We start from the raw sequence: 13,021 nt of genomic DNA, 5'->3' as shown, positions 1-13,021 counted from the left end.
ATTGCACCTGAGGAATGCGACATGTGAAGTATTTGCGCCCAGGAAGAGGACCAGAAATGACCGGAATTTACAACGACGTCACCGAATTGGTCGGGCGCACCCCGCTGGTGCGACTCAACCGCCTGACCGAGGGTCTGGACGCACAGGTTGTAGTGAAGCTCGAGTTCTACAATCCGGCCAACAGCGTCAAGGACCGGATCGGTGTTGCGATCATCGACGCTGCCGAGAAGTCCGGAGCACTCAAGCCCGGCGGAACCATCGTCGAGGGCACCAGTGGTAACACCGGTATCGCACTTGCCATGGTCGGTGCTGCTCGTGGCTACAAGGTCATCCTGACCATGCCGGAGACGATGTCCACCGAGCGTCGCGTCATGCTGCGTGCGTACGGCGCCGAGATCGTGCTGACCCCGGGCTCCGAGGGCATGGCCGGCGCAGTCGCCAAGGCCAAGGAAATTGTCGAGCAGACTGAAAACGCTGTCTCGGCCAGCCAGTTCGCAAACCCCGCCAACCCGGCCATCCACGAGGTGACGACCGGTGAAGAGGTCTGGGCCGACACTGACGGCGCCGTCGACATCTTCGTTTCCGGTATCGGCACCGGCGGCACCATCACCGGCGTCGGACGCACTCTCAAGAAGTACAAGCCCGAGGTCAAGATCGTTGGCGTCGAGCCCATCGATTCGCCGATCCTCAACGGTGGCCAGCCCGGCCCCCACAAAATCCAGGGAATCGGTGCGAACTTCGTACCCGAGATCCTCGATCGTGAAATCTACGACGAGATCATCGACGTCTCGTTCCCCGATTCCATCGAGGTCGCTCGCGCTCTCGGAACTCAGGAAGGCATTCTGGGTGGCATCTCGTCCGGCGCCATCGTGTGGGCCGCCCTCGAGTTGGCAAAGCGCCCCGAGAATGCGGGCAAGCTGATCGTGGCGGTTGTTTGCGACTTCGGTGAGCGTTACATCTCCACCCCACTGTTCGAACACATCCGGGACTGAGATACGTGAGTATCCTCGGCGTCATTCGCGAGGACCTACAGGCTGCGCGCGGTCAGGATCCTGCCGCGCGCAGCAATGTGGAGAATGCCCTCGTTTACTCAGGGCTGCATGCCATCTGGTCGCATCGGATCGCACACAAGTTGTGGGCTGTGCCCGCTCTGCGCGGTCCCGCTCGGGTGTTGTCGCAGCTGACACGTTTTGCCACGGGCATCGAGATTCATCCCGGCGCGACCATCGGTCGACGGTTTTTCATCGACCACGGCATGGGCGTCGTGATCGGTGAGACGGCTGAGATCGGCAACGACGTCATGCTTTATCACGGTGTCACGCTCGGCGGCCGTTCGCTCGAGCAGGTCAAGCGCCATCCGACGCTCGGCGATCGGGTCACCGTGGGTGCGGGTGCCAAGATCCTGGGGCCTGTTCTCATCGGCGAAGGTAGCGCTATCGGCGCCAATGCTGTTGTGACGCGTGATGTTCCGGCCGATTCCATTGCAACGGGTATTCCGGCAGTGGCGCGGCCGCGGACCGCCAAGGAGAAGTTGGTGGATCCGAACAGCTACATCGATCCTGCGATGTACATCTGACTCTGTTCTGACGGTGGCCGCCCCTCGTTTCGACGGTGGGGCGGCCACCGGCGTCTTTTCAGGCTCGCGTCAGGTGCCACCCGCGGCGCCCCATCAGCGCAGCCGTCAGAGCGCCCAAACCTGCTCCGAGGAATGGGAAACTGGCGAGGATGAACCAATTCCTCGACGCATTGGATCGAGAATCGAAGTAGAGGTTCAGCGACGATTCGTAATCCCGGCTCATCTGCACGCCCGTTAGCGGTGCGTACCCTCCCTGGTACACGATCTCCCGGTCCGAACTGGTCATCACGTCGATCAAAACGCCCAACAAGGGAATTCCCCCGACGACAAGACCTAGGACCATCAGTACAACGACCAGAGCGCGCATCAAATGAGCGTATCGCTCAGGCGGTGATCGACGGTTCTTCTGGTGTCGAGAGCGTCAGGATCGCCCGTACGACGCGTGGGCTCTGCTCGATTGTGCGCTCGAGGTCGCGCAGTGTGTGGGCTACTCGAGATTCGGCGTAGTCCCCGACGACATCGATGCTGGCAACCAGGTAGACCTGCCGTGGCCCGAGGTATTCCATGCGCAGGAACGTGATTCGGTTGACGTCGGGTAGCTGTGTCAGTGCTTCGATGCCGGCGGCGCGCAGGGTCGGGGACGCTTCCTCGCCGACCAGAAATCGTCGGTTGCGGTCGATCAGAATCACCGCGATGACACCGAGCAGGATGCCCACGCAGATGGATCCGAGGGCGTCGGGGATCGGTGAACCAGTGATCTGGTGAAGCAGGACGCCCGCGAACGCGATGATTAAACCGATCAGTGCCGCAGCATCTTCGGCGAACACAGCCCGCGTGGTGGGGTCGGAAGTATTGAGAGCTTGCGTGAGAACATCGCTGTTGACGGCCGAAGCTTCTGCCCGCAATTGTTTGTAGGCCTGGCGGAACGAGATGCCTTCGAGGATGAAGGAGACGCCGAGGACTGCGTAGGCAACTCCGAAATCGGTGGCCGGTTCCGAATGGAACAGTTCCTGGATTCCGTGGGTGATCGACACTCCGGCACCAAGCGCAAAGAGTCCGAGGGCCGCGAACATCGACCAGATGTAGGCTTCGCGGCCGTAGCCGAGGGGTTGATCGCGATCGGGCACGCGCTTGGATCGTCGGTTGGCGATGAGGAGCAGGATCTCGTTGCCGGTGTCGGCCCACGAGTGTGTGGCTTCGGCAACCATCGACGCCGATCCGGTGACGATCGCGGCCGCTGTTTTTGCTCCGGCGATCAGCGCGTTTGCGGCAAAGGCCAGGACAACGGTGGTGGTGCTCTCGTCAGCCGATGCTTCCGTTTCGGTGGTCACGGAGCTAAGGCTAAGCCCGCTCGGACGGTTATGTCTGGGGAGTGAGCACAGCTTCTGTGAAGTGAGCACCCCTTCCGTCGGGCTGGAAGGGGTGCTCACTGTGCACAACGGGTGCTAACTCAGCTCGTGTATCCGGGTGGCATGAGCACGGACTTGGTCTCGCAGAAGGCTTCGAGGCCCTCAGGTCCGTTCTCGCGACCGATTCCGGAGTTCTTGTAACCGCCGAACGGTGAACCGGCGTCGAAGGCGTACCAGTTGATCGCGTAGGTGCCGGTGCGGATCTGCGCCGCGATCTCGAGGCCGTGATCGATATCGGTGGTCCAGACGGATCCGGCGAGGCCGTAGTCGGAATCGTTGGCGATCTTGACCGCCTCGTCCTCGGAGTCGTACGGAATCACCGACAGCACGGGTCCGAAGATCTCTTCGCGGGCAATGGTCATGGAGTTGTCGACGTCGGCGAAGATGGTCGGCTCGACGTACCAGCCCTTGTCGAGTCCGGCGGGACGACCGCCGCCGAGGACCAGTCGAGCGCCCTCTTCCTTGCCCTTGGCGATGTAGCCCTCGACGCGCTCGCGCTGCTTCTCGGAGATCAGCGGGCCGAGCTGCGCGGCCGGATCGGACGGATCGCCGACGGTCATGTAACCGGCCGCGGTCTTGAGTCCCTCGATGACCTCGTCGTAACGTGAACGGGGAGCGAGGATTCGGGTCTGCGCGACGCACGCCTGACCGGTGTTCATCAGGCCCGACATGACAAGCATCGGCATTCCGGCAGCGAGATCGGCGTCCTCGAGGATGATGGCGGCGGACTTGCCACCGAGTTCGAGAGAGCAGCGCTTGAGGTTCTGGGCGGCGATGGCGCCGATCTTGCGCCCGACCGCACTCGAGCCGGTGAAGGTGATCTTGTCGATGTCAGGATGCGAGACCAGGTATTCGCCGGTCTCGGCGCCGCCGGGGAGCACGGAGATGACGCCGGCGGGAACGCCTGCCTCAGCGAAGATCTCCGCGATCACATGGACCGAGAGCGGTGACTCGGGGGCCGGCTTGAGCAGGACGGTGCAGCCGGCGAGCAGGGCGGGAGCCAGCTTGTTGATCGCGAGGAACAGCGGAACATTCCACGCGAGAACGGCAGCGACAACGCCGACGGGCTCGCGGGTGACCTTGGTCTGCCCGAAGACGCCGGTGCGCTTCTCTTCCCACGCGAACTTGTCGGCCAGTTCGGAGTAGAAACCGAGCGTCGCCATCGACGGGGTCTGCTGCATCATGCCGACCATGGCGGGCGGCTGGCCCATCTCGTTGGAGATGAGCTGGTTGAGATCTGCGCTGCGCTCTTCGAGGAGCTTGGCGGCCTTCGCGAGGATCGCACCGCGCTCGGAAGGGGTCGTCTTGGCCCATGGTCCGTTGTCGAAAGCGTTGCGCGCAGCGGAGACTGCGGCGTCGATGTCTGCCGGAGCGGCGACGGGACAGCTTCCGACGCGCTCCTCCGTTGCCGGTGAGAACACCTCGAGTACCTGGTCGGTGGCGGGGGCTACCCACTCGCCGCCGATGTAGAGCTTGTCGTAGTTCGTCATCACAATCTTTCCTCGGTGTTGTCGGTCTCGCGCTCTGGTGCCATATCGATGAAACTGGTGAAGCCGTAACGCTCGTGGGGTCCGATGGCAGCGACTTCGAAAAGGCCGGTGCCGTCGAAGGTCTGATCACCCTCGGTGAGATGGAATTTGCTGAGATTGTCCACGGGGGAGAACATGCGCTGCATGGGTTCGAATTCGTGGACCTTGTGCCGCAGGCCTTGGACAACCAGCTCGCCTTGCCACATGCCGTGGCGCCAGTCCTGTTCGAGCCCGTACCCGGTGCCGATGCCGATGTGGTTGGCCAGCAACAGTTCACAGTCGACGGTCAGAACCTCACCGCTGGGCCGGTGGAAGGTGAGGGTAGCTCCGGTGACGTCGCGGGTGGCGGGGCAGAAGATCAGGTCGTGCTCGGGCCGGCCGAGCCATTCCGGATCGCGTCCTTCTTCCGGCCAGATTCGCATCGCTTCCTCGACGATGCGACGGCCTTGCTCGTCTTCCTGCATGATGACCGAGATGGTGAACTCGTCGAACTGCATGACGGAGTAGATCCAGAAGAAGTTCTGGATACCGTCGACGGCGCGTCGGCCGGGTGGCTCGGCTTCACCGACCGGCCGTACGCCCCAGGAGCGGTCACGATTTCCGCGCCAGGTATCGGGGTCGATCGAGATTTTTTCCCCGTCGACGGTGAGGTTGCCGGTCCACGTTCCGGTCTGCAGGAAGCGGGACGTGTCGAAGGTGACGCGTTCGAGTTGGCGTCGAAAGTGCTTGGGCTCGAGCGCTGCCGGGATGGTGGCGTCGAAGGTGATGTCGAAGGAGAGATCGTATTCGCTGTTGGGTTCGAGGACGACACGAAGTTTCTGCAGGCCCTCCAGCACTTCGATGCGCAGTGGTCCGACCGTGGTGTCGGTGCGATCGGCGCCCAGGGCTTTCGACATGCGGGCCACGATGTGGTGATCCCCGTGGCGTAGGACGGCAAAACCGTCCATGACACCGAGATTGGGGTACTGGCCCAGACCGACGATGAGGAAGGTGTCGTTGTTGCCGGTGGGGTAGCAGTTGAAGTAGTAGCGGTCGTAGAAGTTTCGGTCCGAGGTGGCGACGTGGCGGACCGGTTCCGCGATCTGGTGAATGGGGTAATCGTCCATCGGCGACAACATGGTCAGTTCAACCTCTCCCAGTAGGTGCCGTCGAGCATCGCGGTGAGCGATGCGCGGTGCATGATCATGTCGTCGGGGTCTGCGGGTTGCTCAGCTTGACCGAAAGCTATGGCACGGGCCTGAATTCGCCACATGATGACGGCCTGGCGCAGCGCTGCGTACGTAACGTAGAACTCCAGATCGTGTGGTGTGTGACCGGTGATGTCAGCGTAGGTTGCAGCGATGTCCGGCAGTCGCAGGAAGTCGGGAAGACCGGGCAGGTTTGCCAACCCGGCAATGTCCTCGAAGAACCTGTGCAGGAAGGCCATCCAGCCCAGGTCCATCTCACGCGGGCCGAGAGTTGCCATTTCCCAGTCGAGTACGGCAACTGGTGCAAAGTCCTGGTACATGACGTTGCCGATGCGTGAGTCGCCCCAACAGAGCACGGCCGGTGAATCGTCGGCGGGATTGTGTGCTTCGACCCAGTCGAGTGCCCGCTCGATGAGTGGCGATCGGACGCCATCCTTGACGACCCACTCGTAGTATGCGCGCTGCTCGGCGATGTGCGCCGAGAATGCCTCTCGCGCAGTCGGTCCCGAACCAGGCAGTTGGAGGAAATCGAAGCGCTCGATCGGATTGTCGATGGCGTGCAATTGCGCCAGGACGTCGACCGAGTTCTGCTGGAGGGTCTTTCGCTGCGCCGGGGACGCTTCGGTGACCCACGATCCGAAGTTGTACGGCATGACGTCGGGAGGTACGTCACCGGAGATGCGCTCCATGACGAAGAACGGCGCACCCAACGCATCCGGGTCGGATTCGGACCAGTACACCGTCGGCACGGGCACCGCGGAGTGCTCGTGCACCTGCGCCATGGTGCGGAACTGGGATTCGAGGTCGTAGGTCGGAAACACCGGCATGGTGGTCTCTGCCGGGGCGACACGGGCGACCAGCGGATGATGATCGCCGTCCCAGGTCGCGTCGAAGAGGATGGTTTCGCTGGACATGCCGTTGGCTGCGGGCAGGGTGACATCGGCGACGGTCACGGTGGATCCGGCCGGCACCTTCCCGGCCATCCAGCGTTCCAGGCGTTCGCGGAGGTCTTCGGTGTCGCGGAGGGAATCACTTGGTCGGGCGACCTGTGCGTGATGCTCGGCTTCTGTCGAGGAAACATCGGGGCTCACGGTCACCTCCTTCCCGCTTGTGTCACGCGCAATGCCCGTAACGGTGTGAGTCAGAACACTAAAACACGTTACAGAAATTGGGAACAGGTGGCACCCGTTTAGTGGGACTCCCTGCGGATTTCTCGGAGAAGAACGCGTGTCAGATGGCGGCGACGAGCGACAGGAGCCCCGCGCCGGTCAGAGTTCCACGCTCACCCAACTCGGCGGAGACGATTCGTAGGTCCTTGATGAACGACAAACGGGCATGTCGGGCAGCCGATTCGCGGAGAGGTTCCCACAAGGCTGAGCCGGACTGGGAAAATCCGCCGCCCACCACCGCAAGATTTACATCCAGGAGTGCCGCAGCCGACGCGATGGCAACACCCAGCGCGGTTCCGGCACGGTGAAGGGCTGCCCGGGCGAGGGCGTCGCCGCGGTGGGCGTCGTCGGCAAGCTCGAGGCCGGTGGTGCCGGTCCACCCCTGACTGCGAGCCCAACGAACTGCTGTCGGACCACTCGCGACCGTCTCGAGGCAGCCGACGCCACCGCAGGAGCAGGGGTCGTCGGCTCCAGGGACAACAAGGTGCCCGATGTGGCCGGCATTTCCCGTACGACCAGGTGCGATGCGACCGCCAAGGACAACTCCGCCGCCGACGCCGGTGGAGACGACCAGACTCAACAGGTCCAGGGTTCCGCGTCCGGCGCCGTGGTGATGTTCGGCCAGTGCGGCGGCAGCCCCGTCCATGGCCAGAGCGGTTCGAGCGCCCGGGAAAACCCTGCGTACCGCGTCCTGCAGGGGGAAGCCGCCAGCCCACTCGGAGATGTTGATGGGTGCCACAACACCGCCGACGGTATCGACCGGGCCGGAGCAGGCGATTCCGACGGCGTCAACCGCGCATCCGTCGGCAACGTTCTGAAGTAATGCCGCGCAGGCTGCCCACGTATCCGTTTTCGGTGTGGGAACCGTGCGGAATTCGGGAACGCGCCCGTCCTCGGAAGCCAAACCGGCAGCCATCTTGGTGCCGCCGATGTCGAGGGCGAGGCGAATCATGTCAACGCTTCTCGAGGACCACAACGCTTCTCCAGAACCACTACGAGGTTGCTCACGAGGAATTCGCGAAGGCCGGGAACCCGAACCATCCACCACGCCCAGGACGGGTGATATCGGGGGATCGCGGCGAGTAGTTCACCTTGGTCTGTTCCGCGGGCCCAGCGCAAACCGTCGGTGGCACCCACTTTGAACAGGGACTCTCCGTACTTGTTCTTCGGTTCGCGGCCGGTTGTGCGGCGGTACCGCTTGGCTGCGTATTCACCACCGAAAGCGTGCCACGGACCGGTCTCGTGCCCTCCGAACGGACCCCACCACAGGGTGTACGAGAGGACCATCAGTCCGCCGGGTTTGGTGACGCGCAGCATTTCCTCCGCCATGAGCCACGGCTCGCTGACGTGTTCCGCCACGTTCGAGGAGAAGCAGATATCGACCGACGAATCCCGAAAGGGCAACGCCAGGCCTGATCCGCGCACCGCGCCGCCGACGGTCAGGCCCGCGGCATGCATTTCCGACGGATCGGGTTCGACCGGGATGTAGCGGGCACCGGCAGCTTGGAATACTTCCGCGAAGTAGCCCGGTCCGCCGCCGACGTCGAGGACGGTGAGGCCGTCGAGCGTGTGACCGGTGTGACCTTCATGCAGGTCGGAGATCAATTCGACGGAATCGCGAGCGAGCGCGCCGTAGAAGATGTCAGGCGCGGTCTGCTCGTGGCGGAAGTCGCTGAGCAAGCCGACGGATCGTTTGAGGGTTGCCCGTCGGCCGAAAATGCGGGTCACTGCGGGCTTGGTCACGAGAATCAACTTTAGCGACTGCGACTTCTGCTCCATGAACACCGTCAATTTCACTGTGAGGAGCGCGGCAATACGGACGCGGAAACAGTTAGGGTGTTCCGCAGGGTTACCGACCGGTCAGGGTGGGCATCCCCCGCAGGACCACTCGCATCCGCGCCGGTCACCGACGAGCTCTAGGGAGTAACGCACGTGCACGAGGTTCTGTTGCTCTGTTGGCGTGACACCGGGCATCCGCAGGGCGGCGGAAGTGAGCGGTACCTCGAGCAGGTCGGAACCCAGTTGGCGGCGCGCGGCATCAAGGTGACTCTGCGGACGGCGTCGTACCCGGGTGCGCCCGCCACCGAGTATCGAGACGGCATCACCATCAGTCGTTCCGGCGGACGTTTCAGCGTGTACCCGCGGGCACTGGCCGCGATTGCGGCCGGACGCCTCGGGTTCGGTTCCCTGAAAGGCCTTCACCCCGACGCCGTGGTCGACACGCAGAACGGGATTCCCTTCTTCTCGAAGATGGTGGCCGGTGCGCCGGTCACGCTGCTCGTGCACCATTGCCACCGCGAACAGTGGCCGGTGGCAGGCACACTCGTCGGACGGATCGGGTGGTGGGTGGAATCGCGCCTGTCGCCGAAGCGTCACAGCGACAACCAGTACTTGACGGTGTCACTACCCTCGGCAGAGGAACTGGTGGATCTGGGCGTCGACCGCGATCGAATTGCCGTGGTGCGCAACGGAGCTGATCGTCTTCCGATGGGCGTCGACGCGGGTGGTTCGATCACCCGGGCGATCCGGCCTACCATGTCGGTGCTCTCGCGGTTGGTGCCGCACAAGCAGATCGAAGACGCGCTCGAAGCGGTTGCGACACTTCGCCCGACGCAGCCCGAACTTCACCTCGACGTCATCGGCGGCGGTTGGTGGGAGCAGAACCTGCGTGATCGCGCTGCCGAACTCGGGATCGGCGACGCGGTGACATTCCACGGGCACGTCGACGAGTCCCGCAAACATGAACTGTTGGCGCAGTCCTGGATTCACCTCATGCCGTCCCGCAAGGAAGGGTGGGGCCTCGCCGTCATCGAGGCCGCGCAACACGGAGTTCCGACTGTTGGTTACCGCAGTTCCAAGGGGTTGACCGATTCCATCGTCGACGGCGTGACGGGTCTTCTGGTAGGCGGCGAAAGTGTCGGCGACGGCGATGTGGCGGAATTGACGCAGGCTGCAGGCACCCTGTTGCAGGATCACGAACTGCGGACGGTGCTCGGTGAGAAAGCTCGGGTGTGGTCGAGCGAATTCTCGTGGGAACAAACGGGAACCGGTGTTTTCGAGGTTTTGTCGGCGACGACGGTCGGACAGCGCGTTTCAGGTCTTGTCACGTCGCGCGAGTCGAATCCGGTTCTGGTTCAGTCCGAGCACGAGTAGAGCCGCAACGCCCGTCATCACCCAGGCGATGTGGGCGAGCGCGACGATGATCCGGGCAGATGCCGAAGCCTGGTGCAGTGCAACATCTCCGGGCACCTGGTACAGCTCGAGATAGTTGTCTGCGAACACTCTCTCGAGGTTGCGCAGCGCCGCGTCGTCGGATCGGCCAGGAGTGTCGAGTTCCACCAGCACCCAGCCGACGCCAAGGGCCGCGAGTTCGATGCTGCTTCCGCCCGTGAGGAGGAGTTCCTCGACCTGGGCGGCGCGTGTTCCCTCGCCGCCGACAGAGCCACCGGCCACGATCAGTTCGCCGGTCTGCAGTACATCGAGCGGGAGAAATCGCGGAGCCGGATCGAGAACCGGAGCGTCACCGGTGTAGGAGAAGGCTCGGAACATTCCGGTGGGAAGCACTGCCACATCACCGGTTTCGCCTCGCAACTGCTCGGCGACAACGGTCCAGGACTGCGGATACTGCACCGGTTTCAGAGCCCCGCCGACGCCCCAAGCGAGGTCGGGCAGAGCCATGACCGTCACGACAACAGCGGCGATCGACCACGTAGGGCGCGGAAGAGTGAAGCGTCGCTGTGCCCACATCACGCCCGCTGCCGCGGACAGTGCGTAGAACGGCGCCGCCAGCGCCACCCATTTCTGGGAATCGCGGAGCAGGCCTGCGCCGGAGAAGTATTCGACCGACCAGCGACCAACAACCAGGCCCCACGGTGTCGCGCCGAGTGCCGGGGCCAGGACCGCGACGAGTGCCAGCACTCCCAGGGCGGTGACCACAGGATTGCGACGCCGTCGCCACAGCGCGGGGATACCGCTGAGCACCACGATCAGCAGAAGTAGCGTCCCTACCGCCGCGAAGAGTGTTGTGCGAGAGTCCGGAACGGCAGCGGAGTTCCAGACGCCGCCCAGTCCGGCGAGGCTGCCGAGCGTTCCGAGGCCCGGTTCCGCGCGGGCGGCAAAGGCTGCCACACCGGCGGGATCGGAACCGTCGGCGGCGCCGCTCGACAGAAGTGTTGCCGCGAGCCACGGCGAGGCAGTGATCAGGAAGAGTGCGAAGACGCCGCTGACGCGTCGTAGAACCGACGTTCGCCCGCCTGGGGAGGCTACGGCCACCAACGCGATGGTCAATCCCAGGAGCGCGCCGGTAGGTGTCAGACCCGCGAATGCCAGCGATGCGGCCAATGCCCACCAGGCGCCGGGCTGAGCGCGTCGAACCCCGATGCCCGCGATCACGATCCACGGCAAAGCGCCGTACCCGGCCAACAGGCTCCAATGTCCTTGCAGCAGACGCTCGGCCACGTACGGGTTCCACAGCATGACCGTTGACGCCACCAACTGCGGCCCGAGCCCGGCTGTCGGCAGCAGGGCTCGGACCAAGCGGGCAGCGCCCAACCCCGCCAGCCACAGTGCGGCGAGGAGTAGCGCCTTCACCACCAACCCACCGTCGACAACCGTGCTCACTGCCGCGATCAGCGCATCCTGCGGCACGGCCCGGGCGGCGGCGTCGGTGAGTCCGAGGGCGGAGTCGGTGAGGTACGACCGGGGAGTGCTGACAGCGTCGCGCAGCAGTAGATAACCGGGACCGAGCAGTGGTCCGAGGATCAACAATGTCAACGCCAGGCTGTACACCGCGGCCACGACGCTGTGGTGTTTCGGCCGCACTGTCATGACGGGCACGATACGTGGTGCATCATTGGTCGCATGGCCCGCCAACCTCTTGATCGTTCCGCTGCGGCCGGGGTCAGTATGGTGTTGGCCGGTTCGATGACGGCAAATGTTGCGTCCTATCTGCTGGCCTGGTTGGCAAGTCGCTGGTTGGGTCCGGCGGGCTACGGAGAATTCGCCAGTCTTCTCGCCGCGCAGTTGGTGCTGGCCGTGCCGGCGTTGGCGCTGCAAACAGTGGTCGCCCGAGAGGCTGTGCGCGGCAAGAGCGCTGACACATTGCGATCGCTCGGGTACAGATGCGCAGCGATCGTGGCTGTTCTGGCGGTGGTGCTGACCCCGGCGATGGCGTGGCTACTCGACACCGGAATAGTCGCAGCGTTCTCGGCTCTTGTGACGGCGCCGATGCTGGTGCTGCTGGCGACGGAGCAGGGATTGTTGCAGGGGCACGGCCGGTTTGGCGTGCTCAGCGCAGTCCTGGCCGGTGCGGGTGTGATGAAAGTTCTTCCCGCAGTGGCAGTCCTGGCGCTGGGCGGAGGTGCGGCCGCAGCGTTGGTGGCGAGCGCGGCCGGAACGGCGGTTCTGGTCGCGGTTGTCCGGGTGCTGGACCGCACGGCGCCGGTGAGCGAGAACAAAGCAGTGCGGATCGGTGTTGTATCCGTGCTCGCCGCCTCCCAGGTTCAGCTCGCCCTGATTGCGTTGTCGTCGCTGGACCTGCTTGTCGTGCGCGTGGTTCTGAGCGAATACGACGCGGGTGTGTACGCACTGGGCGCCGTCGCGACCAAAGCCGCGTTCTGGCTGCCACAAGCGGTTGGTGTTGTCCTGTACCCGAAGATGGCCAATCCAGCCCAATCGGCGCAGGCCGTTCGCACAGCTTTGGCTGTGTTGGTGGGAATCGGGGCTGTGCTGGTGCTCGGCGCGGCCCTCGCCGGTCCGTTGGTACCGATCCTGGTGGGCGACGCCTACGCTGCCGTGGCACCGATGCTGTGGGCCTTTGCATTGCACGGTGCCGTCCTTGCAGTGCTGCAGTGCGCCCTGCTGTCCGCAATCGCGTCGGAACGCACGAGAGTCGCCGTGCTGGCCTGGATCGGATTGGCCGTCGAGGCCGTCGTGATGCTCCTGTGGGCAACGACGCCGGGGCAGTTGATCGGGACAGCGGTTGTCGTGGCGTCGGTGACGGCGGTGGCGGTCTCTGTTGCTGCTGTGCGCAGTGCGGACCGGGCAAGCGCGAGCTAGCAACCCCTGTAGCTAGCAACCCCTGTAGCTAGCAACCCCTGTATGAAGCGAGCACCCCTTCCGACTAGCTGGAAGGGGTGCTCGCTTCACAAAA

The 13,021-nt window shown here is 64.1% G+C and carries 12 protein-coding genes; 4 read left to right on the top strand and 8 right to left on the bottom strand.

The genetic code is table 11. The annotated features are described in order from the left end of the window. The first annotated feature begins 56 nt into the window (after positions 1-56). Complete coding sequence (cysK, locus tag R4P64_RS22260) at positions 57-992, top strand: cysteine synthase A (protein WP_317822764.1); 936 nt, start codon at positions 57-59, stop codon at positions 990-992. A gap of 5 nt (positions 993-997) precedes the next feature. Next, a complete protein-coding gene (gene epsC, locus R4P64_RS22255) occupies positions 998-1,576 on the top strand; it encodes a serine O-acetyltransferase EpsC (RefSeq protein WP_095887015.1) in 579 nt (192 codons plus the stop codon). Between the two features lie 58 nt (positions 1,577-1,634). Here the strand turns inward: epsC and R4P64_RS22250 are convergent, their stop codons facing one another. The 7 genes from R4P64_RS22250 to R4P64_RS22220 form a co-directional block, all read right to left on the bottom strand. Then, on the bottom strand, positions 1,635-1,943 hold the full coding sequence (locus tag R4P64_RS22250; RefSeq protein WP_317822762.1) for a hypothetical protein: 309 nt from the start codon (positions 1,941-1,943) through the stop codon (positions 1,635-1,637). Between the two features lie 16 nt (positions 1,944-1,959). Further along, the gene (locus R4P64_RS22245) at positions 1,960-2,907 is read right to left on the bottom strand and encodes a cation diffusion facilitator family transporter (protein WP_317541136.1); all 948 of its coding nucleotides are present in this window, start codon (positions 2,905-2,907) and stop codon (positions 1,960-1,962) included. 119 nt (positions 2,908-3,026) lie between these two features. Then, positions 3,027-4,475 carry an aldehyde dehydrogenase gene (locus R4P64_RS22240; RefSeq protein WP_033231709.1) on the bottom strand — a complete coding sequence of 483 codons (1,449 nt, stop codon included), beginning with the start codon at positions 4,473-4,475 and terminating at the stop codon, positions 3,027-3,029. Beyond that, on the bottom strand, positions 4,475-5,632 hold the full coding sequence (locus tag R4P64_RS22235; protein WP_317822761.1) for a hypothetical protein: 1,158 nt from the start codon (positions 5,630-5,632) through the stop codon (positions 4,475-4,477). Before R4P64_RS22235 ends, R4P64_RS22240 begins: the two co-directional genes overlap by 1 nt. A gap of 2 nt (positions 5,633-5,634) precedes the next feature. Continuing rightward, complete coding sequence (locus R4P64_RS22230; protein WP_045064638.1) at positions 5,635-6,798, bottom strand: phosphotransferase family protein; 1,164 nt, start codon at positions 6,796-6,798, stop codon at positions 5,635-5,637. Positions 6,799-6,931: 133 nt separating this feature from the next. Further along, positions 6,932-7,822, bottom strand: a complete 891-nt coding sequence (locus R4P64_RS22225) for an ROK family protein (protein WP_317822760.1) — start codon at positions 7,820-7,822, stop codon at positions 6,932-6,934. Further along, on the bottom strand, positions 7,819-8,649 hold the full coding sequence (locus R4P64_RS22220; RefSeq protein WP_317541194.1) for a class I SAM-dependent methyltransferase: 831 nt from the start codon (positions 8,647-8,649) through the stop codon (positions 7,819-7,821). The genes R4P64_RS22225 and R4P64_RS22220 overlap by 4 nt, the downstream gene beginning before the upstream one ends. Before the next feature lie 153 nt (positions 8,650-8,802). Here R4P64_RS22220 and R4P64_RS22215 point away from each other — a divergent pair, with 153 nt between their 5' ends. Continuing rightward, a complete protein-coding gene (locus R4P64_RS22215) occupies positions 8,803-10,023 on the top strand; it encodes a glycosyltransferase family 4 protein (protein WP_045064630.1) in 1,221 nt (406 codons plus the stop codon). Here R4P64_RS22215 and R4P64_RS22210 read toward each other — a convergent pair. Further along, on the bottom strand, positions 9,964-11,697 hold the full coding sequence (locus R4P64_RS22210; RefSeq protein ID WP_317541133.1) for a hypothetical protein: 1,734 nt from the start codon (positions 11,695-11,697) through the stop codon (positions 9,964-9,966). The genes R4P64_RS22215 and R4P64_RS22210 overlap by 60 nt on opposite strands. A 33-nt stretch (positions 11,698-11,730) precedes the next feature. Between R4P64_RS22210 and R4P64_RS22205 the strand changes: the two genes are divergently transcribed. Next, a complete protein-coding gene (locus R4P64_RS22205; protein ID WP_219112536.1) occupies positions 11,731-12,927 on the top strand; it encodes a polysaccharide biosynthesis protein in 1,197 nt (398 codons plus the stop codon). The last annotated feature ends 94 nt before the right edge of the window (positions 12,928-13,021 follow it).

This window comes from Rhodococcus sp. IEGM 1366 (assembly GCF_033142425.1).
GTDB lineage: Bacteria > Actinomycetota > Actinomycetes > Mycobacteriales > Mycobacteriaceae > Rhodococcus_F > Rhodococcus_F globerula.
Note: the sequence above shows the minus strand (reverse complement) of the source record. Positions and strands in the feature narration are given on the sequence as shown.

Bases quoted from the DNA above. Each gene is read 5' to 3' on its own strand.
- cysK (WP_317822764.1), top strand. From the start codon at position 57: ATGACCGGAATTTACAACGACGTCACCGAATTGGTCGGGCGCACCCCG.
- R4P64_RS22250 (WP_317822762.1), bottom strand. From the start codon at position 1,943: ATGCGCGCTCTGGTCGTTGTACTGATGGTCCTAGGTCTTGTCGTCGGG.
- R4P64_RS22240 (WP_033231709.1), bottom strand. From the start codon at position 4,475: ATGACGAACTACGACAAGCTCTACATCGGCGGCGAGTGGGTAGCCCCC.
- R4P64_RS22235 (WP_317822761.1), bottom strand. From the start codon at position 5,632: ATGTTGTCGCCGATGGACGATTACCCCATTCACCAGATCGCGGAACCG.
- R4P64_RS22225 (WP_317822760.1), bottom strand. From the start codon at position 7,822: ATGATTCGCCTCGCCCTCGACATCGGCGGCACCAAGATGGCTGCCGGT.
- R4P64_RS22220 (WP_317541194.1), bottom strand. From the start codon at position 8,649: ATGGAGCAGAAGTCGCAGTCGCTAAAGTTGATTCTCGTGACCAAGCCC.
- R4P64_RS22210 (WP_317541133.1), bottom strand. From the start codon at position 11,697: ATGACAGTGCGGCCGAAACACCACAGCGTCGTGGCCGCGGTGTACAGC.
- R4P64_RS22205 (WP_219112536.1), top strand. From the start codon at position 11,731: ATGGCCCGCCAACCTCTTGATCGTTCCGCTGCGGCCGGGGTCAGTATG.